We start from the raw sequence: 22,659 nt of genomic DNA, 5'->3' as shown, positions 1-22,659 counted from the left end.
GTTATTGAATTTGATTGTTTTTTTGATATAAAATGATTTCATGAGCGCCTTATTTGATGAAATTTATTGTAATGGGGTATTTGTATCTTTCTCCGTTTGAAGCATTTATAGCAGCAATGATTATTAAGAAAAATTCAAATACTTTTAATAGAAAAAAAGCAATCAGGAGTAGGATTCCAAAAGTTATTTCGCCTATTAAATTACCCAGATCCAGTTGAGACCATATAAAATCATTGTCATTAATCAGAGCCTCTAATGAAACTCCGTTGAAAATGGTAAAAAGCAATACCGGTATGGCAATAATTCCCAGAATTAAGGAGTAAATAAAAATACTCAATTGAAAATTAAGCACTTGTTTGCCGTGATAATCAATAAATTCAGATTGCTCTTTTTTGCTGCTCCAAATTATAATTGGAAAAATAAAATTTCCAAAAGGGATAAAGTATTGCGTTAAAGCGCTCAAATGAGTTATTGCTGCAGTGGTTTTGTTACTGTTGGTTTCCATTTTTATAGGTTTTAGTAATTTCTTATACAAATATATATCTTTAAGAAGGTATTATGTATTGCAAAGTACTTAAAATTAACATTATTTTAACTTTTTAAAGCTTGTGATTATTTTGTATATTGGTTCAAAATCAAAGACAATGAAACTCACAGCGGCCAATTTTAATCGTTTTTTATTATTCAAATTACCCTCAGCATTTATTTGCGGAGTGCGGGTGAAAGAAATTGTATATAACAAATGTGTCGTATCAGTAAAGCACCGATGGATAAACCAGAATCCGTTTAAGTCGATGTATTTTGCTGTTCAGGCAATGGCTGCCGAATTATCTACCGGAGCCTTAGTAATGCTGCATATTCAAAATAGTAAGCAAAATATTGCCATGCTGGTGGCTGCTAATAAAAGCAGTTTTTCTAAAAAAGCAACAGGCAGAATTACTTTTACATGTCAAAATAACAATGAAATTGAAAATGCAATCAGCCAAACGATAAGTACAGGAGAAGGACAAACTTTTTGGTTAAAATCCATTGGAACAAATGAAAAAGGAGAAGCCGTTTCTGAAATGGATTTTGAATGGACCATTAAATTGAAAAAATAAAAACACTTCCATGAAAAAGTTTCATGAAAGTGTTTCCGGTTTCCAGGGTTTGGTTTTGGACTTATTTGATAATTATTTTTTGGCTGAATTCTCCTTTATTGGTTTCAATTAAGACAATATAAACAGCAGTACTTACATTATTTATTGGAATCTGAAGGAAGCTTTGTTCTTCAGTTGTGATTTTCCAGCTGCCTATTTTTTGTCTGTTGATGTTGAACAAAGAAACCGATTCGATGTTTGTATCGTACAAGTAGTTTTTGATATTCAACATTTTATTTTCATTCGTATAATAACAAATAATACCGTTTTCAACATTGGTTTCGTTGATACTATTGGTTTTGTTTACAAATTGCAAAGAGAAGCGATTGTTGTATTCTCCGGCAGTAAGTGAAATTTCAAAATTGTCTTTTCTTAAATCATAATAGCTTTTTGTTGTACTGTCGTAAATATAAATATCAAGACTATTAGGGACATTTTCTAAGGCATCAATTTTTATCGTTGCTTTTCCTTCATCAGTGATTTTTACACCAAACGGAATAATTTGTTCGGTATCAAAATTAGGAATCCCCTGAATGATTAGCGGTAGGTTTTCTAATTCCCAGTAGATGTCGTTGCCTTTAATTTCGATCATTTTAGCATCGTAGCCCAAATCAAATTTGTTAGTTGTGTTGGGGTCAGTTCCTACCAGAATTTGTCGGTGGTTACCAATGGCAGAATCAAATCCTAATCGAATTTTCATTCTTTTATCCAATGTTTCTCTAGCAGCAAAAGAATTTTTATCGTTGGCAACTTTCATGAAAATAGAATTTCCTGAGGTTTCTCTAACAAAAGCACGTTGACTGTTTTTAAAGGTAAAAGTTCCACCCTGAACAGTACTGTTTAGAGCTGCATCAATCAGAAATGCCTGCCCAACAGGCATATACCGTTGCGGGATTTTAGATCCCGTTGCGCCATTATTTACATTAAGAGGATCGTTAGCAATAGCTGCTACACCACCCGTTAATGTATAGACTGCATAGCCTCCTTCATATTGTGCCAGAATATGATTATTAGACAATCCAAAATGATCCCACAAATAAAGCGCACCATTAAATGAGTTGATAGTTCCTCGGCAACCGCTACAATCTTTTAAATTATCTTTTATAAATTCATCGGCATCCAGTGCACTTGGATACGGATTTCCAATTAAATAAGTTTGAGTCAAGGCCATAAATTTATTGATGGTTCCTGAATTAGGCTTTCCTGTAAATACATAGTTTTGGGTAGTATTTATTGGGGCAGTTCCTCCGGTTCCTTTCATGGTAATTCCATCGCCGGCAGCTATAAGTCCTGTATTGGCTTTGTATTGCCATTGGTAGTAATTTTCCCAATGTGTATTAGACTCCGGTCTGAGAGAGTTATAAGTCCAAATCCATCGATTACTAATTTTGATAGGACTGGACAATGGACCATCGGCAAAATAAGCACCATCACCAAAAGTGATTGTTTTTGGATTAGCAGTATCGGTACCATCTCTTAAAATATTTGACATCGAATAAGAGGAATTATTTGCAGCTCCACGATTGCTTACAGGAGAAGACCAGTAATTATAATTGAAACTGTTTTTCTTGCCTTGTTGGTCTATTTCGATAAATCCGGTACTGTTTTCTTCAAAAATACTTTCACTAAATTGAGAAGCAGTATAGCGTTTTTGTACTAATTGTGATTCGCCTATCAAATCAATTTTGCCGTCTAATTTTAAATAATGTGTAATCCATAATCCGTGTCCGATATTATTTTCATCCTGTGTTCCTGAATTAGTAATAATTAATTCATTAGACATCACAATTAGCCCCAGTAGTGTTAGATCTTGTGTGTTTGAAGTTACTTTATGATTGATTTTTACAATATTCCAATTGATAGGCTGGTTGTTGATACCTGTGCTGTTAGGGTAATTCCAAACATCAAAATTGGTCCAGGTGTTATCCGTATTCCAGGTTTGGTTAGAAACTCTTGAGGTGTACGGAATAGGAGCGGTTTGTTGTTCGCTGGTGTTGATGTTGTGAAGTCGGCCACTAACTCCCTTGAAGGCATCCAGATTACCACAATTTGTAGTCATACGGTAATAACCTGAAAGATCTGCCCATAATAAAGGACTGTCTTCAACGCCATTATTGTCATTGTCAGAACCCGATATTCGTAAAGGAATAACAACACCTCCAACATCAGTTCCTAAGGCATCAATTTCCTGATTCATCATTTGTCTTATTTGCTCAACAGCTAAAGCTTTATTCCAAATTTTAACCTCATCAACCCATCCATGAAAATAATTGACCGGAATGTTAGTCGATAATTGATCCATTGCTCCTAAGAGCGCTTCCACATTGGCTGATGTTTGCAGAGGAGCAGCTCCGCTTTTAGTCGCTATTTCAAGACCATCAATATATAGTTTATACGTTGATCCGTCAAAAGTAACCGCTACATGATACCATCTGTCAGTAGCTATGCCATAACTTCCGGTTGTTATAGTATTAGCTCCGGAAGCGGTATACCAATTGAATTGTACCTGACCATTTACAATGCTTAAGTCATAACCTTTAGTATTATCACCAGCATTTTTTCTGGAGAAAACAGTTCGGATTCCGTTGATAGAATTTGGTTTTACCCATGTTTCAATACTAAAATTGCTATTGAGATTGTAATTGTCTTTGAATGAAACATAATCGTTACTACCATCAAAATCCACCGATTTACAATCAATAATAGTAATATTTTTTTCATCAAAGCAACCATTAGAAAGCGTCCATCTTAAGGTGTAGCTTCCGGGATCAGCTGTAAAAACAGCATCAGGATCGGTTGCACTGGAAAAAACAGCAGAATTACCACAAGAACTGGAACTGGCACTCATAATGCTCCATGTTCCTGTGATTCCTGTTCCGGGATAATCAGTATCTCCCGAAGCTGTGTCAGGAACTACATAAAGATTAGTTTTCCAGGCTCCTTTAGTGTAATTAGTTACTGCTGACTTCGTGTTGTCGTAAGCATTTAACTGGATTGTATTTTCTCCACAATTACTCGCTAGTGGTGTATAATCTTCACCTGCATAAGCTAAACTTGTATTGATGTTAACATAATTAGTTCCGGCATCATTATCAGTTCTACAGCCATTTACCAGCGTAGTTACACCATATTCTCTAATACCGGGAGTAACAGGAGTAACAGTTGCTGTTGTTCCTTTAGCTATAACATTACCGTCTTCATCTGTCCATTCTAACTCATCATCAACAGTTCCAAAAGTAAAACCAACATCATCTATAGCCCATCCACTACCTACGTTGAAAGATTGATTAGTAGGACAGTTGTTAGAGGCGTGTTTTGGAAAAATTACATTGTTACAGCTTCCTCCGCTTGGACCGGAATTAAAGGTAAATTTAACGCGCAATCCTGCAAGACCAGCATAAGGTCCCAGATTAAGGGAGGTGTATCGGAACGCATCAGCTACAGGATATTGTTTGGTACAATTTGATCCTTTGTAGGTATGTACACCTGTAGTGTTTCCAGCTGTTAAAACATCATTTTGCATTGTATTTAATGTCACTGTGTACGTATTTCCAGCGTCAAAAGATAATTCGATTTTCCCGGAACCACCATTACAAAAATAGTAAGCTGTGTAAAAAGTTAATATTGCTTCACTGGAGGTCATACCTATCGTGCTGAATACAGGTGTTTCTAATGTTGTAGTTCTGTTAGCCTGAGCTGCATGAGCAATAGCAAATTTAGTATTGTCTGAAGTATCGTAATTAATGCCACTAAAGGTTGTATTTGGATTGCTGTTTGAATTGGTTTCTTTCCAGGTAGGTTGACTATTGGTATTTCCGCTGGCAGGAAAAAATCCGTCTAAACCATCCACACGCCATCCGTCAGGTTGGGCATAATTAAATTTTCCTCCTTTACCAAATTGGCCTTCGGGCTGATCGTAAAAACTCTCTGCATTTACAGTTACTGAATCTCCCAGACAAATATCTAAAGCCGTATGACTAACAATGATAGGAGGTTCATCAGGAGGTAAGAATCTCGCATAAGCTTCGGCAGAAGTTTTTATTTGAGGAGTGCCACTTGTATTGTCATAAATTCTTAAACGAACAAAGGTATCGCTTGTTAATCCAATTAAAGTATAAGTTAGTAAACCAGCAGTATTGGGGATTACAATCCAGGTTTCACCATTATCATTTGAGTACTCCCAATTAATAACATCAGAAGCTTGCAAGTTATAAGTGCCAATAGCCTGTAATGTAAATTGGATGTCTTTAGGAACTGTAATTCCACCAGGACAAGCTGTGACTTCTACTAATGCACTTGCCGGTTGTGGATTATCAGGCACAGGATTTACGATTACCCCGGTTAAATAAGTAAATTGATTTTTAGGAGGTTCCACTGTAATTGTAGCTGTACAACTATTTGAATTTCCATTAGTATCAACAGCTGTCAAAGTGGTTGTAGTTGTATAAACATTAGGCGATTCGGCAAATGTAGCAGGGAAGACTGTTAATGATGCAATTCCACAGGCATCATTGGAACCATTATCAACATCTGAGGCTTTTATGGTTGCAATCCGTGTAATAGCATTCACCACTACAACATAGTTTTTGCATATTACTGTTGGTGCTGTGTTGTCAGCGACAGTAACAATTGCATTACAGCTGGCACTATTTCCACCATTATCATACACAGTAAAAATAACCGGATTATCGCCTACATTACTACAATTAAACGAATTTGGAGTTACAGTTATACTGGCAATTCCACAATTGTCAGATGATCCATTATCTAAATTCAATCCTGAAATGGTTACTGTACCGTTGCTGCTTAAAATAGCGGTGTAGTTTTTACAAACGGCTGTTGGTGCAATGTTGTCTATTGCGCTAACTTTAAAGGTACAGCTATTTGTTCTGTTGGCATCATCGGTAGCAGTAAGTGTTACTACAGTCGTTGCAGCAGTAATTAATGTTCCGGGAGCAGGAGTCTGAGTAATAGTTAAATTTGTATCACAGTTGTCTGAAGCTGTGGCAAGTGAGGTATAATCCTGTAATGAAAATGCACAATTAGCATTGTAGTTCACATTTTGATCTCCCGGACAACTTATAGACGGGTTTTCATTATCAACTACGCTAATGGTTTGGTTACAAAAAGCAGTTAATCCTGCATTATCAGTAACTGTCCAGTTTACAGTGGTATTGCCTATTGGGAATTGATAAGTAGCAGTATCGATTACAGTTCCGGATACTCTGGCAATTACAGAGGCAATGCCGCAGTTATCATTTGTTGCAGGTGTACCAATGTTTACAGTTGTGTAACAATCACCAGTTCCGTTTGCACTTGTGTTCGCACTGATGTTTCCGGGACAAGTAATGCTTGGAGGAATAGTATCTGTAACGGTAACAATTTGATTAGCTGTTGCAGTATTTCCGGAAGTATCGGTTACTGTCCAAATTACAGTAGTGTTCCCTAACGGATAAGTTGTTGATGGGTGATTGTTAGTTACTGTTGCTACGGCACAATTATCAGCTGTTACAGGAGTACCTAAAACTATTCCGGTTGCAGTACAAGCGGTATTTGTAGTTGTATTAATTGCAGGAGGAGCTGTTATTGTAGGTTTGATATTATCGGTTACAGTTATTGTTTGAGATCCGGTGGTACTGTTTCCCGCAGCATCAGTTACCGTGTAAAGAATGGTGGTTACTCCTCTGTTAAAGATGTAAGTCCCTACTTGACCCGCGGTTGTTGTTTTTGTTGTAACTCCGCTAAGGCTATAGGAAAGATTTGCGCCACTACAATTATCAGAGAAAGTGACGTTAGTTACCGCAACCGAAGCAGTACAAAGACCAGCATTTGTATTTGCTGTTTGGTTTCCACCAACAGTTAAAACAGGAGCAGCCAAATCTTTTGCAGTAATGACAATAATTTCAGAGTCTGTATTTCCGGCAGCATCGGTAGCGGTTACGGTAATATTAATCGTTCCGTTGTGAACGGCAGCCTGAGTTGTTCCGGCAGCTGGACTTTGGGAAATGGTAGTTCCAATACAATTATCAGTTGCGGAAGAACCGTCAACCAGATTTGGAATTGTAACCAAACAACTAGCGTTTAAAGTTACATCCTGATTGGCTTCGGCAGTTAAAACAGGAGCTGTCAAATCTTTTGCGGTAATGACAACAATTTCAGAATCGGTATTACCGGCAGCATCGGTAGCGGTTACGGTAATATTAATCGTTCCGTTGTGAACGGCAGCCTGAGTTGTTCCGGCAGCTGGATTTTGGGTAATGGTAGTTCCGGTACAATTATCAGTTGCAGAAGAACCGTCAACGAGATTTGGAATCGTAACTGAACAACTGGCGTTTAAAGTTACATTCTGATTGGCTTCGGCAGTTAAAACAGGGGCAGCTAAATCTTTTGCAGTAATGACAATAATTTCAGAGTCGGTATTTCCGGCAGCATCGGTAGCCGTTACGGTCACATTAATCGTTCCGTTGTGAACGGCAGCCTGAGTGGTTCCCGCCGCTGGACTTTGAGTAATGGTAGTTCCGGTACAATTATCAGTTGCAGAAGAACCGTCAACCAGATTCGGAATTGTAACCAAACAACTGGCGTTTAAAGTTACATTCTGAGCGGCTTCGGCAGTTAAAACAGGAGCTGTCAAATCTTTTGCGGTAATGACAACAATTTCAGAATCGGTATTACCGGCAGCATCGGTAGCGGTTACGGTAATATTAATCGTTCCGTTGTGAACGGCAGCCTGAGTTGTTCCGGCAGCTGGATTTTGGGTAATGGTAGTTCCGGTACAATTATCAGTTGCAGAAGAACCGTCAACGAGATTTGGAATTGTAACCAAACAATTGGCGTTTAAAGTTACATTCTGATTGGCTTCGGGAGTTAAAACAGGAGCAGCCAAATCTTTTGCAGTAATGACAATAATTTCAGAATCAGTATTTCCGGCAGCATCGGTAGCGGTTACGGTAATATTCATCGTTCCGTTGTGAACGGCAGCCTGAGTTGTTCCCGCCGCTGGACTTTGAGTAATGGTAGTTCCAATACAATTATCGCTAGCAGAAGAACCGTCCACTAGATTTGGAATTGTAACCGAACAACTGGCGTTTAAAGTTACATTCTGAGCAGCTTCGGCAGTTAAAACAGGAGCCGTTAGATCTTTTGCAGTAATGACAATAATTTCAGCATCAGTATTTCCGGCAGCATCGGTAGCGGTTACGGTAATATTAATCGTTCCGTTGTGAACGGCAGCCTGAGTTGTTCCGGCAGCTGGATTTTGGGTAATGGTAGTTCCGGTACAATTATCAGTTGCAGAAGAACCGTCAACGAGATTTGGAATTGTAACCAAACAATTGGCGTTTAAAGTTACATTCTGATTGGCTTCGGGAGTTAAAACAGGAGCAGCCAAATCTTTTGCAGTAATGACAATAATTTCAGCATCAGTATTTCCGGCAGCATCGGTAGCCGTTACGGTAATATTGATCGTTCCATTGTGAACAGCAGCCTGAGTAGTTCCCGCAGCTGGACTTTGAGTAATGGTAGTTCCAAGACAATTATCAGTAGCGGAAGAACCGTCAACCAAATTCGGAATCGTAACCGAACAACTGGCGTTTAAAGTTACATTCTGATTGGCTTCGGGAGTTAAAACAGGAGCAGCCAAATCTTTTGCAGTAATGACAATAATTTCAGAGTCTGTATTTCCGGCAGCATCGGTAGCGGTTACGGTAATATTAATAGTTCCATTTTGAACAGCAGCCTGAGTAGTTCCCGCCGCTGGACTTTGAGTAATGGTAGTTCCAAGACAATTATCAGTAGCGGAAGAACCGTCAACCAGATTTGGAATTGTAACTGAACAACTTGCGTTTAAAGGTACATTCTGAGCAGCTTCGGCAGTTAAAACAGGAGCAGCCAAATCTTTGGCAGTAATGACAATAATTTCAGAATCGGTATTTCCGGCAGCATCGGTAGCAGTTACGGTCACATTAATCGTTCCGTTATGAACAGCAGCCTGAGTTGTTCCCGCCACTGGACTTTGAGTAATGGTAGTTCCAATACAATTATCAGTTGCAGAAGAACCGTCAACTAGATTCGGAATTGTAACTGAACAATTTGCATCCAGCGTTACATTCTGATTGGCTTCGGCAGTTAAAACAGGAGCAGTCAAATCTTTTGCAGTAATGACAATAATTTCAGAATCGGTATTTCCGGCAGCATCGGTAGCGGTTACGGTAATATTCATCGTTCCGTTGTGAATAGCAGCCTGAGTTGTTCCGGCAGCTGGACTTTGAGTAATGGTAGTTCCAATGCAATTATCAGTTGCAGAAGAACCGTCCACTAGATTTGGAATTGTAACTGAACAATTTGCATCCAGCGTTACATTCTGAGCGGCTTCGGCAGTTAAAACAGGAGCAGCCAAATCTTTTGCAGTAATGACAATAATTTCAGAGTCTGTATTTCCGGCAGCATCGATAGCGGTTACGGTAACATTAATAGTTCCGTTGTGAACGGCAGCCTGAGTTGTTCCCGCCACTGGACTTTGAGTAATGGTAGTTCCAATACAATTATCAGTTGCAGAAGAACCGTCCACTAGATTCGGAATTGTAACTGAACAATTTGCATCCAGCGTTACATTCTGATTGGCTTCGGCAGTTAAAACCGGGTTGGTGGTATCTCCAACAGTAATTGTTACAGGAGTTGTATAGTCTGAATAACAAGCTACTCCGTTTAATGTAGCAACCGTTCTTCTTTGGTAAGTTGTTGTAGCAGTTAATGCAGGAGGACTATAGGTTGCTGCTGTTGCTCCTCCTATAGTTTGGAAACTACCACTGGCATTGGTTTGCCATTCATAAGAAATCGTTCCATCACCAGTTCCATCCATAGTAGAAGTAAGCTGATCAGGAGCTGTTCCGCTACAGATCATTTGTGTATTTCCTATAGTTCCCGGACTAACAACTGATTGTAGTGTGACTGTTTTTGTTTCGATATTAGAAAAAGCAGTTCCATCAGTAACTGTAAATGAAATGCTGTACAGTCCAGAAAGTGTGGGAGTAAAAGAAGTTGAAGTTGAGGTATTATTGGCGATTACAACATCGGCATTAGCAGGATCTTTTACTGTCCATAGATAAGTAACGGCACCGCTTGGAGTTCCGGTATATCCTCCGGTTAGTACTATATTTGTTCCATTACAAAGAGTTGAAGAAAAACCAACGGGTGTTGTAATGTTGGCATTTAATGTTCCTGAACCGGCAACAATTTCTCCAAATGTTAAAATATCACTATTTCCTGATCCATTGCAAACAGCAATAAGTTTATTATCAATGTACATTTCAGTATTATTCGAACATGCACCTGATATAGTACCGCCTGCATCGATTTTAATGATTCCATTGTTGGGTAAATACAATTGTGTTTTTTGGTTGGAAAAATTCAAAATACCGCTAGCACTCAGGTACAAAAGAGGTGTTTTTAAATCTACTTTTTTGGGATTGGAACCCGCTAATAAATTTAAAACACCATTCACAGTTAAATCCCCCATAGAAGCGGTAACCAGATTTGTAGTAACCGTAATAGTATTGCCTGTGTTAATTGTAATCGCATAGGTTCCGTTTATTTGACCCGGATAACTAGTAGCATTAATCCATAAACCACCAGACCATGTTTCCCATGAGGATACTGATTCCCAATCTCCGGAAGATTTAGATCTGAAATCACCATTGACCTGAGCATAAGAACCAATTAAATTAAATACGATAAATAGTAATAGTAGGTATTTTTGTTTCATAATTTATTGGATTAAATTTCAGAAAACAACTTTTAATTCACAGGCTTTAATTAGCCTGTAAATGTGTTAAGAGATAGATAAAAATAATTCTCACTTCTTAGGGAAAAGGCGATGTTTTATAAATGTAAAATCCAATAAAACATTTAGGATCAATTTGTTGATGTCTACTTATTAAGTAACAATGTAAAATTAGATATTACACCTTGGTAATTATACTTTAATCGATGATGTGTAGTATAACTCGATAAAGTACATTTAATTTGAAGTGAATTGTTTTGAAAGTATTGTTTTACGTTATTTTTACAGAAAAAATACGATTTTTACTACTTGATTAATTGCATTTATTATTCCAAATGGCGGAAATGAATAATCCGTTCTTAATTGGATTTTTGTTTTGTTTTGTACCTTTTTAATTGGTGTTTAGGGAAGTTTTCAGATTTTATCATTTTACCGGAGTCGGTAAACATAATATAATAATAGTCAGGATATTTTTTCAGAAGCTGAATAGCCTGTTTTTGACCAAGAACCATTGCCGAAGTACTAAAACCATTGGCTGTTTCAGCATTAGGACCAAAAACCGTTACGCTGCACAAACCTGTTGATGGATAGCCGGTTGCAGGATTGATGATGTGAGAATAACGTTTTCCATTAAAAACAACAAACTTTTCATAAGAGCCGGAGGTGGTCACAGCGCCTTGTTTTAATGAAATTGTAGCTAAAATTAAGCTTGGTTCGAAAGGGTTAGTAATACCAATATTCCATGGCTTCCCGTTCATTTGTGTTCCCCAGACACTCATGTCACCAGTTGCATTTACAATTCCGGATTCAATTCCTTTGGCAAGCATCATTTGTTGGCATTTGTGGGTGGCGTAGCCTTCGCCAAGTGCACCGAATCCAATTTTCATTCCTTTTAATTTTAAGAAAATAGTCGAATTAACACTGTCTAAAATGATGTTTGTATAACCTACTTTTTCGACTGATTTTTTTATGGCTTCCGCCGAAGGCATTTCGGTCATCGAACCGTCAAATTTCCAAATCTTGTCCATTGCTGCAAAGCTTATATCAAAAGCTCCATTGGTAATTTTTGAAAGATGGAGCGCTCTTTTTGTTAAGTCAAATACTTCCTGATTTACTTTTACAGGACGAATTCCGGCATTTTGATTGACTTCAGAAACTTGTGAAGTGGGTTTCCAGTCAGAGATTAAGTTTTCAATTCGACTGATTTCGGTAATAATAAAATCAATATTTTGTTCGGCAGCAAGAGAATCTTTAGCAATAATGCTAATATCAAAACGTCCACCCATTAGCATAGTGGTTCTTTTTCGTAAAACTTGTGAATGACAAGACAAACCAAATAATAGAAAAGTAAAAAAGATTACGATTGATAAGGATTTGGTTTTCATTCAAATAGAGTATAAATTAATAACAGTTTGCAAAAAGAGAATTAAATAAAAAAACAGCCCACAGATGATACTGATTGGACAGATAAAAAACGGATTTTTTCAGAGCTTTTGTAAACCATAATCTGCGATTATCCGTTAAAATCAGTTTCATCTGTGCACCTATTCTTAATGATGGATAAGACAGTTGTAAAATTAATAACAATCCGTCAGGATTTGACCTTTAGCTTTATATTCAGAAAGAGTGGTATTGTTTTTAGCAATACAAATAGTATCTAATACTTTTTCGACATCAAATTGCATCGCCAGTGCGCCACAAATCATAATTACGCCGTCATTTTGCAATAAAATAGCAAAAAAATCAGCGTCCATTTGGATCAAATCCATTACATAATGGTGGTTTTCTTCACGGGAATAAGCCAAATGAAATTGTGATAAATACTGTTTTTGCCTCATTTCAGCGGCAAATTTTTCGTAATGTGCTGTAATTTCGGTTTTTTGGCGAAAGCCGGAATACAAATGAATTTCAGTCTTCTTTTTATTTTGTTCAATCATTCCCAGAAAAGGAGCAATCCCTGTTCCATTGGAAATTAAAACCACTTGTCTCGCTTTTTTCGGAAAATGAAAAGCGTGGTTATTGATGATTTGAGTTTTGATGGTGTCTCCTGGTTTTAAATTGTATAAAAACGCTGAACCCAAACCGTTAGGATGCAATTTGACGGCTAGCTGGATATTGCCGGTATGCTTTCCAATAGAATACAAGCGTTCGCGATTATCATTAGCAGGATAAATGGCTAAAAGATCTCCGGAGGTGAATTTACTTCGGATTCCGGCTCTTAAAGTCAGTAAAAAGGTTTGTTCTTTTTCGGAAACAGTAGTTTTATCTAAAACCATTACTTGCTGTAAACCTTTTGGGATATGATTGTAAACCGATGGAGTAGTGCTAAGGGGAATATCGGTTTGAGCACTCCATGATTTTACCCAGCTTACAAATTCTTCGGCTGATTTGTCATTTACGGTGTGCAATGCTAACAAGCGATTGGCCCAGTTTTTAGTTTCTAATAGAGTATCAATTTCTTTGGCAAAACCACAAAAATCAGGATAGGATTTGGATCCAAAACCAATAACGGAATAATTAATATGTTGTTGTTGGTTGTTTGTTTCTAAAAGACTTACAAATTTACTTGCGTTAGAAGGTGCATCGCCCAAACCATAAGTGGAAGTGAAAATCAGTAAATGCTCGGCTTTTGGATAGCTAGTATAATTATTCAATTGTGCCAAATGTGCTTTTTCGCCATTATCAATGATTTGTTTCAAAATAGCATTGGCAAAACGAAGCGAACTTCCATTTTCGGAACCTACTAATAAAATGTATTTGCTTTCCTGGGCTGTAAATTTGTTTTTGATGCGGCTTGCTCTTCTTTTAAAGGTCATAGCAAATCCGGAATAGATAAAAAATAGGATGTTTAATGATGCTAATCCAAGGATAAATGCCCAGATGCCGTTTGCTCTTCCGGTGTGCAGATCCAGACTTAGATCAGATAATAACTGAGTTGTGGAGAAAAGTTCTTCTGAAATAATTTCGTTAGAATATTGATTGACTTCAATTTTACGGTCTTTTAATTCGAAAATATAATAGTCTTCAGGATCCTCTGAAAAAGGAAATTCTATTTTAGTAACCTCGGCTAAAGAAGTATTTTTTAAATCGAATGTTTTTTTAGCAGCAGTTGTGGTTGGTGTTTCTGTTTGGTTTTCATTTTTATTTTCGAAAAGATGAAAACGTTCCATAGACAAATAAGTCCCTGAAATTGCAATAATCAAAATAGGAATTAATGCCAGACGCCCCAATAAAACATGGTAATATTGGGCGAAATATTCTTTGATAATTTTAGCGAAGAAGTTACGTAAACCCCTTTGTCTGTTGATAACAAGGGCAAAACCTGAAATAGCAATTAGTACTAATAAAAAAGAATTGATTCCTACAAATAATCGTCCTGTTTCATGTAGAAATAAAGAGCGGTGCAGCCCGGTAACCCAATTAATAAAATCACTTTTTTTAACCGGAGTGCCTATGATTTTCGCTGTTGCAGGATTGATATATCCATTGACATCGTTTCCATCATTATCAATCGCCTGTAAAGTTACAAACTGATTGTGGTCGATACTTACTTCGGTTATTTCGGGATAGTTTTTTTTAAGTACAGCCAGGGTTTGCCCCAATGTAATATTCTCAAAATTTTCCACCCGATGCGGTGGTATTTTCTGCTGTATGGCATCTACTGCAAGTATAGTACCGGTAACGGATGCGATAATTAAAAATGCAGCAGAAAATACCGCCAAAGCGAGATGTGAGTACCGCCAAAAAGAAAGAGTCATTTAGCTATACTTTTAAATTTTGCTTAATCTTACGTAACGGATGTATCCTTTTCCTTCTGATTTTGCTGCAATTCCAGCTGTAGTAAGAGGGATTTCTACATCATTAACATGGTATTTCTGGTCTTCTACAGCCGATTCAAAACGCAATTTGTAACCATGATTAATCTTAGAATTTTCTATTTCTATAGTTGTGATACTACGGTCACCACCAGTAACCGAAGCTCCTGTGATAGCACTAATATTAGAAGGTTTTTTTGAATTGAATTTATACCATTCTTTCAAACTGTTGTACCATTTTTTATCATCACCCATTACATAAAGTGTCTTTTCGTATTCTCCTTTAGCATTAATCAAAGAAACTACTACATAAGCACCTTCGCCCATATAATTAGACATTTGAAGCATACATTTGTATTTACTGCTTTGTGCAGTAGCCTGAAAAGAAAGAAGAAGGATAAAGGCGCCTGTTAAGGCTGTTTTAATAATAGCTTTCATTTTGTTATTTTAAAATTTCAACTGAAATGTTGTTTTGGGTTAAAGTTTCATTTTCTTTAGCTAAGTCATAAGCGCTTTCATCAAAGTCAGTTTTGATGTCTTTTTTAGCACCTGATTCCAGTAAATATTTTATCAGAGTATCATTTTTTGCAATCATAACTGCTTTGTGTAAAGCGGTTAATCCATCTTTGTTTTTAGCGTTGATATCAATATTTAGAGGAGCAATTTTTTGAAGTAGATTTAAATCATTTTTCAGTAAAGCAAAATGATAGAGTGTATTTCCGTCTTTTTGAGCCTGAGCTAAGTTCAATCCGTTGTCTTGTAATAATTTTAATTTTGCTGCAAATGGATCTTCTTTAGGAGCCTCGCCAGCTTCCGGACCACGTCCTCCCATCATTTGCGGACGATAGGATTGAATTAAATAATAACCAAGATTATTGTTGTCTTTATCCAAGACATTTATGTCAGCTTTTTTATTTAATAAAAGGACTACTGCTTCAGGAGTTCCGGATTGTACCGCTATTGATAATGCCGATTCTCCTTTAGCATTTTGAACATTTACATCTTTTACTTTGGAAAGGATTAATTCTAATGCTTCCGTATCTCTTCCGGATGCAGCATTCATTAACGCTGTATTTCCATCATTATCTGCTTTGTTAATGTCAATTCCTTTACTTAAAAAGTAATTGATAATTTCAGTTTGATTAGGTTTACGTACCAGACTGTGTAAAACCGTTTCTCCATCTGTAGAAACTACGCTCGGATTTAATTTTAAATCCTCAGTTAAATATTTAAAAACTTCAATTGTATTTGCTTCACGGCGCGAACCCTGAGCAGCAATAATAAGAGCGTTATCTGTTGGTTTTACTCCTTTTTGTAAAAGTGTTTTTAAAAGTGCAATATTTCCTGTTCTTGCAGCATAATTAAAAGCAGTGTTTCCATTTTTATCGGTATCTTTTAATGATAATCCTTTAGCAATAAAATAATTGGTTAAGGTTAAATCGGGGTCATTTGGCACAGCCAAAAGTAAAAGAGTAGCACCATCTTTATATTTTTTGTTTACATCTAATCCTGCTTTTAAAAAAGCATCATATAATGCCGTGTTTTTTTGTCCCGCATTAAGAGCAAAAGTTACAGGAGTTGTACCGTGGCTGTCTTCCAGGTTAATATCAGAACCTTTAGCAATCAAATGATTTACTAGTTCAACATTTCCTTTGTATGCTGCCCAGTGAAGATAAATACGGTTGTCATGAGTTGATTTATTGACAGAATTGCCCGGTTGTTCTAATAAAAACTGAATAGTTTCATTTGGCGCCTCATTATTTATAGCATAAACAACAGCGTCAAAAGCATTTTGTGTACTTTCTGAGGGATTATCTCCTTTAGCTATTGCTGCTTTTACAGCTGCAACATCCGGAGATGTTTTCCAGAAAGATTGCTCTAACAACGAATTTTTTTGTTGAGCCGAAGCCAGAAAAGTAGCAGCCAGGGCTAACGAAACAAATAGATTTTTCTTCATTATGGTATCGTTTTTCGATTAGATAAACATTTATAGGTTTTAGTTTAATTATGTTATTCTATTTAGAATAAATAAAAATAGTGCAAATGTAAAAATAAAAACGAGATTTCAGAGTTTTGTTCTCTGTTATTTTTTGAAAAAAAACATCCCAAACTGATGTAAGAATCAATTTGGGATGTTTTTATGGGATTATTTTAGAATGTAAATAACAGAACTTTTTTATTGAATAATTATTTTTTTAGTAAAATCACCTGCAGTAGTTTCTACTTTTACAATATACACTCCTAATTTTGTTTTCTTGATGTGAACCTGAATATTTGACTGGTTTCGGTTTTCCTGAATTTTCCAATTTTCAATTTCAATTCCTGATTCGTTATAGAGTCTCACTTTGGTAACACTACAATCTTTAATTTGGTTATTAATATTGATATTGTCTGATTTTTGGATATGTGTAATGGTAATATCAGAATTAATTTCAGGCATTTCTACTGGTTCTTCCGGTTCAATAGGTGCATCTGCAGGATTATAAAAGCGCAAAGAGAATCGGGTAGTAGTTGTACCGGCAAGCAGGTTAATTTCAAAATTCTGATTTTTGATATTATGATACGTATTGGTTTCGCTGTCAAAAATATAAATGGTTTGATTGTCATCAAAATTTTCGGTTTCATCAATCATAAATTTTACAATTCCTTCGGCATTTGTTTTTACTCCAATAGGGTAGGAAGCATTTTTATCAAAAGCTCCAACGCCCTGAATAACAAATTGATCTGCTCCAATTAAGAAAAACATGTCATTAGGAAGGCTGTCCATATTGTAAGCATCATAACCAAAATCCATTGCGTCAGTGGCTTTTTCGTCTATGAATCCTAATAATATCTGACGATGATAATCATTATGAGAAGTAAATCCTAATCGGATTTTTTTATACTTTTCCTCAACTACTTCATCGTTTTTATTGTTTTGCCATAGTTCTTTAGTCTGAGCTGTAATTTTATACATTACATTAGAATTAGCAGCATCATCTTCCTTATGAAAAGCTCTTTGATTATTGTTATATATTATTGTTCCGCCGGTATCAGCTTTTCCAATTACAAAGAAAGCCTGACCTACAGGGATAAATTGGTTAGGAATTCCTCTGGATGGTGTTCCTAATTTGCTTATAAAATCTACATTTGCTGATGAAGCAGCAACACCTCCTGTTAAGTTACGTGTGGCATATCCTCCCTGATAATCTCTCAATATATGGGTGTTATTGCTGGCATAATGTTCCCAGTAATAAATAGTTCCGTTAATTGAATTTTGGTTGTCATTAATAAAAGCGTAACTATCCAGTGAAGAAGGATAGGGATTTCCTGCCAGTAATAATTGATTAGCACTTACCGTATTAGAAGTAATTAATCCATTATTTGGTTTTCCAACAAAAGTATAATTTTGAGTACTGGATGCGGCGCCACTACCTTTCATCGTGTAGCCTTGTCCAACTCTCACGGATGAGTTTTCGTTCATTTGTACCCAATTAGCATAAGCATTGGTATAATTATCGAATTTATAAAGCCAGTACCGTGCAATACTGATAGGTGTTGTAGGTGAACCATTATATCCACCAATCCATTGAATGTTTTGTGGAGTGGAAGTTGTTCCGTCTTTCATGACGCTTCCTACCGAATAATTCACATTATTAGCAGTGGTGCTGATTGCGCCAACAGGTGCACTCCAATAATTGTAGTTAAATAAATTGGATTGTCCTTGCTGATCTCTTTCAATAGAACCTGAACTGCTTACCTCTAAGTCACTGTCCATGGTCTGGATTAATTGTGATTTTCCAACCAAATCTATTTTTCCATTTAGTTTCAGATAACTCGAGATTTCAATTTTAGAATCATTGTTAGCACTAATTGTATTGTTGTTTACTAATAATCCTAAAACAGTTTTGTTTCCCGCAGAAGTAATAGTATGCGATGTTTCTACAATGTTCCAATTGATCACTGTGGTGTTGTCAATTCCCAGACTATACGGAGGATCCCAAACATCATGATGTGTCCAGGTTGCATCAGTTTCCCATGCACCGTCTGCTCCGGAAGTATAAGGAATAGGGGCAGTATCAGGTTCAGGAAGATAGATTCCTTTTAATTTTCCGGTATTATTATTTCCGGATTTATCGACTAAATAGCCATTGCTTACATCGTCAGTATTATTCATTTGATAGTATCCGGATAAATTTGTCCAGTTCAATCCGCTGATGTTTTTAGGGATGACAGCTCCTTTTACGTTATCGCTTCCGTCATTTTCTATTTCCTGATTCATCATTCTTCGGATTTGATCTTCAGATAAAGGAGTATCCCAGATACGAAGTTCATCAATCCATCCGTTAAAATAATTATAAGGAACATCTGTGTTTTGGCTCATTGCACCAATGATAAAATCAACATTATTGATTGCCGGATTGGTACCCGAAGTTGTTTGTTCTAGTATTCCGTCAATGTATAAATTATAATTACTTCCGTCAAAAGTCACCGCAATATGGTACCATCTGTCCGTGTCAATACTATGCGTGGCAGCAATAGAATTGTTATTCCAATGGAAAGAAACAATGTTATTTGTTATTCTTAAATCATAGCCATCAGTAGCTGTAGGGCTAAGATGTTTTGATAGAATAGTTTGAGTATTTTCGTTGGCAGCATTTGATTTTACCCAGGCCTCCATACTAAAGTTACCACTGTTTAAGCTGAATTTATTTTTAAAGTTGATATTATCATCCACTCCGTCAAAATTAACCACATTGCAAAGTTCTAAAGTAACCAGAACATCATCTGTGATTCCGCAACTAGTAGTCCATATTAAAGTATAAGTACCAATGTTAGGGCTATAGAAAGTAGAGGTTGGACTTGTACTATCAGAGAAAATTTCTTCACCACCCGAAGGACCGCTTACAATAGACCATGAGCCTGTAGTATCTGAGGAGGCATTTAATGTTACTGTTTCACCTCCGCAATAAGTTAGCTGATCAGGACCGGCTAAACTGGATAAACAAGAACTATTGTCAATAGCTACTTTTATGGATCCGTCAATAGGTTGCTGGCAGATGGTATTGTCGTAACCCTGGAAAAAATAGTTGGTAAATGCCGTACCTGAAGTGGCACCAGTACCTGTTATTGTTCCCGTTTCTAATGAGACTTCGGGATTACAACCTGCACTTAATAAAATAGCACAATCGGTAGTTACATTGAGATCAAAACTTAAATCAGCATAAATTAAATCAGGTTGATTCGCAGTGATGGGTAAAGTTCCTAAATCCCAAACAATTGCATTGGTAGCTGAGTCATAATAGGGGATGTTGCTTGTAGTAAACCCATTATAGGTGTGATAGGTAATATTAGTTCCTGTGTCAAAAATAGCGGTGGGAGGAATAGGTATAGAAACAATGGTATTGTTAGTGGCTTCTGTCCCTTCATTAGTAATATTTAGCGAAAAATTGATTGCTTGTCCCGGCAAAGCATTCAAAACAGTAGGATTAGTAACATTGTTTATAGAATTGACACTAATTAAACCCTGCGGGTCTGGAACATAAGAGTCCACCGACATTGCGAAACCAAAGATGGTATAAACTTCGTAAGTGGATCCAAATCTAAAAGTGGTAGAAGTTTGATTGTTTCCTATTACAGTATTTCCCGCGTTAGGTATGGTAAACATGCTAAAATCGACTCCGGTATTGTTTTGCAAAATAGGATCGCTGGTTCCAGATGCCGGAACTGGAAAAATAGAAGAATTAAAGAAGTTATTGGTTGTGTTTCCTGCATGGTTTAAGGTTAAATAGTTGGTACTATTGTAAACAGTTGGGTCTGAATTTAATTTTTGCACGGCCAGATAATCACTTCCGGAATTTGTTGCTACATCTCCCTCGGCAGCCATAACCCCCAGTTTCATATTTACAGGTCCGGCTTGAACAGTTGTAAATCCGGAAATAGGAATGTTTCCAAATTCACCACCACCACTACGTTGTCCATCTACGTATGCATAACCATCAAAAAGAGTGACAGCACGGCTTTTCATTACGGGGTTTTCATAAATAACGACCATCGACCAACCGCCTGAATAACCAGGAAGAGTGTTCGATCCTTCAATTAGGGCAATATCTGCAACGGTATAAGCTCCTGCACCATGTGCTTTAACATAATCAGTGACTTCCTGATAACCAACAAATATGCCGCTGTAAGCAGATCCTGGAAATAGAACATTAGAATTTGCTGTTACCGTTGTGTAGGAAGTAGCACCTGGACCTTTTAATGAAATTACTTTTTTGTCGTAGTTTTTGTTTATCGAATTAAAAACTTGGACGTTTGCTATAGAATTACCTTGGTATTCTGCTTGGGTTAATGTTTGGGATGTATTTCTTGTTATGCTGTTGATTTTTAAAATAGTACCATCTAAAGGTAATGAGTAAGGCGTGCTAAATGTAGCTGTTCCTGAGTTGTGGTTGACTGAAATGTTATTTAATGTTCCACCGTTTATAGAAAGTTTAACCCTATTTCCTCCATTATTATTAGTGAAATGGAAAGCATAAGTGTTTCCTGAGGAGTTAGTAAAAGTGTATATAGGATAATAATCATTCAATAAGCCTCCTCTAGTTATTGTTAATTTATAATTAGTATTCGAAATGTTTGTAGTTGCATTGTGAGTAACATTTTTTGAGGTTTCAAGAGAAGATTCTTTAGATACAGTAAAAGTATCCGCATCCTGTGACTTTCCTGTCCAATACAATCCGGCATAAATTACGGTCGAACATTCAGGGTTGGCACTGTTTTCACCTCCATTAGAAAGTTCCAGTGTAGCCTTAGAGGAATTCCATGTATCACTATCGCCATCAATATCTACGTACTTCATAAAGTTACTTTCGTTGTTTGTTGTGTTACCATAATTTACGAGAGTAAGGTTAGTATTCCCTAACATGGTAAAGTCACCTTTGATATTATAAATTACTTTTGAAGGTGTTGCAGTGGAAGTTCTTTGCGTAAAATTCACCTGCGGAGCGGTAACTGTTTGAGCAGTAATGCTGTTTGTTTTTACTAATAAAATTAGAAAAATAATCAGGTGTATAAAATGCTTATTTGTTTTGCTTAGGTAAAGTTGTTCCATAGTTTGAATTTAAGATTATAACTATTTTATTTATAGTATTTTAAAGACAATCCAGAAGCAATAATTAATTCATAGATTTTTTGGGGTCTTTTACAATGTAAAAGTATTTATTTTTCGAATAAAATCGATTAAAAGTATTTAAATATCGATGAAATACATTTTAAATTAAAAAAAGAAAGAAAAAGATTTCTTTTTTGTTTGTATCGAATTTTTAAGATAAAAAAGACTGATTTTAGTTGTAAAATGCCTAGTATTTTTCTTTTTGATTTTTATGTTGAAGAGTTTTAAAATAATCGAATAAGTATAATTAATTACGATTACAATCAAGTCAAGTATTTTTGAGATATTTTTTAATATGTAAACTGAAAATAAACGGCTAGGAGTTAATATAGAACTTAGAAATATCTTAAATAAGAGGGCATTTCGGAATGTAATTAGAAGAATAAAAATTTTAAAATAATTGATTTTGAAGGGTTTGGTGCGTGATTTCAACCGAATAAATCCGAACCATTTTTGACTATATTACCAAAAAAAAGGAAGCCGAATCTGTTTTGATCCGGCTTCCTTAAATATAAATTTACTAATAGCTTTATTTAAAATTCCATGCTAAAGTGATACCAAATGCTAGAGGCCGAATATTTGCATCCTTATCTGTACTATATAATCCATTAGCTTTTCTTTCTGTAACTGAGGTTGGATTGTATCCTATATACGATTCATCTTTATCCTGATCCAGAATAGAACCGTAACCATTTTCAAGAAACATTGCGGCATACAATGCGTTTCTTTTTCCCACATCAAAAGTAAATCCTAATTCAAACATACTCATCAAAA

General features: G+C 36.3%; 9 protein-coding genes. 1 reads left to right on the top strand and 8 read right to left on the bottom strand.

The features are described 5' to 3' along the window. Positions 1-49 precede the first annotated feature (49 nt). Complete coding sequence (locus BUB89_RS16885) at positions 50-505, bottom strand: DUF4870 domain-containing protein (protein WP_073247252.1); 456 nt, start codon at positions 503-505, stop codon at positions 50-52. Between the two features lie 139 nt (positions 506-644). On the opposite strand from BUB89_RS16885, the gene BUB89_RS16880 reads away from it, so the two are divergent. Then, on the top strand, positions 645-1,100 hold the full coding sequence (locus BUB89_RS16880; RefSeq protein ID WP_073247250.1) for a DUF4442 domain-containing protein: 456 nt from the start codon (positions 645-647) through the stop codon (positions 1,098-1,100). 61 nt (positions 1,101-1,161) lie between these two features. Here BUB89_RS16880 and BUB89_RS16875 read toward each other — a convergent pair whose 3' ends face one another. The 7 genes from BUB89_RS16875 to BUB89_RS18120 form a co-directional block, all read right to left on the bottom strand. After that, complete coding sequence (locus BUB89_RS16875) at positions 1,162-10,902, bottom strand: LamG-like jellyroll fold domain-containing protein (protein WP_073247248.1); 9,741 nt, start codon at positions 10,900-10,902, stop codon at positions 1,162-1,164. Positions 10,903-11,279: 377 nt separating this feature from the next. Beyond that, complete coding sequence (locus BUB89_RS16870; RefSeq protein WP_073247246.1) at positions 11,280-12,305, bottom strand: FAD:protein FMN transferase; 1,026 nt, start codon at positions 12,303-12,305, stop codon at positions 11,280-11,282. A gap of 192 nt (positions 12,306-12,497) precedes the next feature. Beyond that, the gene (locus tag BUB89_RS16860) at positions 12,498-14,678 is read right to left on the bottom strand and encodes a PepSY domain-containing protein (RefSeq protein ID WP_073247241.1); all 2,181 of its coding nucleotides are present in this window, start codon (positions 14,676-14,678) and stop codon (positions 12,498-12,500) included. Between the two features lie 12 nt (positions 14,679-14,690). Continuing rightward, on the bottom strand, positions 14,691-15,173 hold the full coding sequence (locus BUB89_RS16855) for a DUF2271 domain-containing protein (RefSeq protein ID WP_073247238.1): 483 nt from the start codon (positions 15,171-15,173) through the stop codon (positions 14,691-14,693). Positions 15,174-15,177: 4 nt separating this feature from the next. Continuing rightward, on the bottom strand, positions 15,178-16,692 hold the full coding sequence (locus BUB89_RS16850; RefSeq protein ID WP_073247236.1) for an ankyrin repeat domain-containing protein: 1,515 nt from the start codon (positions 16,690-16,692) through the stop codon (positions 15,178-15,180). 219 nt (positions 16,693-16,911) lie between these two features. Then, on the bottom strand, positions 16,912-21,825 hold the full coding sequence (locus tag BUB89_RS16845; protein WP_073247234.1) for a LamG-like jellyroll fold domain-containing protein: 4,914 nt from the start codon (positions 21,823-21,825) through the stop codon (positions 16,912-16,914). A 589-nt stretch (positions 21,826-22,414) separates the two neighbouring features. Continuing rightward, positions 22,415-22,659 (bottom strand): hypothetical protein (locus tag BUB89_RS18120; RefSeq protein WP_159434593.1); only part of this gene is annotated, 245 nt, incomplete at its 5' end.

This window comes from Flavobacterium flevense (assembly GCF_900142775.1).
Taxonomy (GTDB): Bacteria; Bacteroidota; Bacteroidia; order Flavobacteriales; family Flavobacteriaceae; genus Flavobacterium; species Flavobacterium flevense.
This window is presented reverse-complemented; position numbering and strand designations above follow the sequence as displayed.

Coding starts and splice junctions, on each gene's coding strand:
- BUB89_RS16885 (WP_073247252.1), bottom strand. CDS start 505: ATGGAAACCAACAGTAACAAAACCACTGCAGCAATAACTCATTTGAGC.
- BUB89_RS16880 (WP_073247250.1), top strand. CDS start 645: ATGAAACTCACAGCGGCCAATTTTAATCGTTTTTTATTATTCAAATTA.
- BUB89_RS16875 (WP_073247248.1), bottom strand. CDS start 10,902: ATGAAACAAAAATACCTACTATTACTATTTATCGTATTTAATTTAATT.
- BUB89_RS16870 (WP_073247246.1), bottom strand. CDS start 12,305: ATGAAAACCAAATCCTTATCAATCGTAATCTTTTTTACTTTTCTATTA.
- BUB89_RS16860 (WP_073247241.1), bottom strand. CDS start 14,678: ATGACTCTTTCTTTTTGGCGGTACTCACATCTCGCTTTGGCGGTATTT.
- BUB89_RS16855 (WP_073247238.1), bottom strand. CDS start 15,173: ATGAAAGCTATTATTAAAACAGCCTTAACAGGCGCCTTTATCCTTCTT.
- BUB89_RS16850 (WP_073247236.1), bottom strand. CDS start 16,692: ATGAAGAAAAATCTATTTGTTTCGTTAGCCCTGGCTGCTACTTTTCTG.
- BUB89_RS16845 (WP_073247234.1), bottom strand. CDS start 21,825: ATGGAACAACTTTACCTAAGCAAAACAAATAAGCATTTTATACACCTG.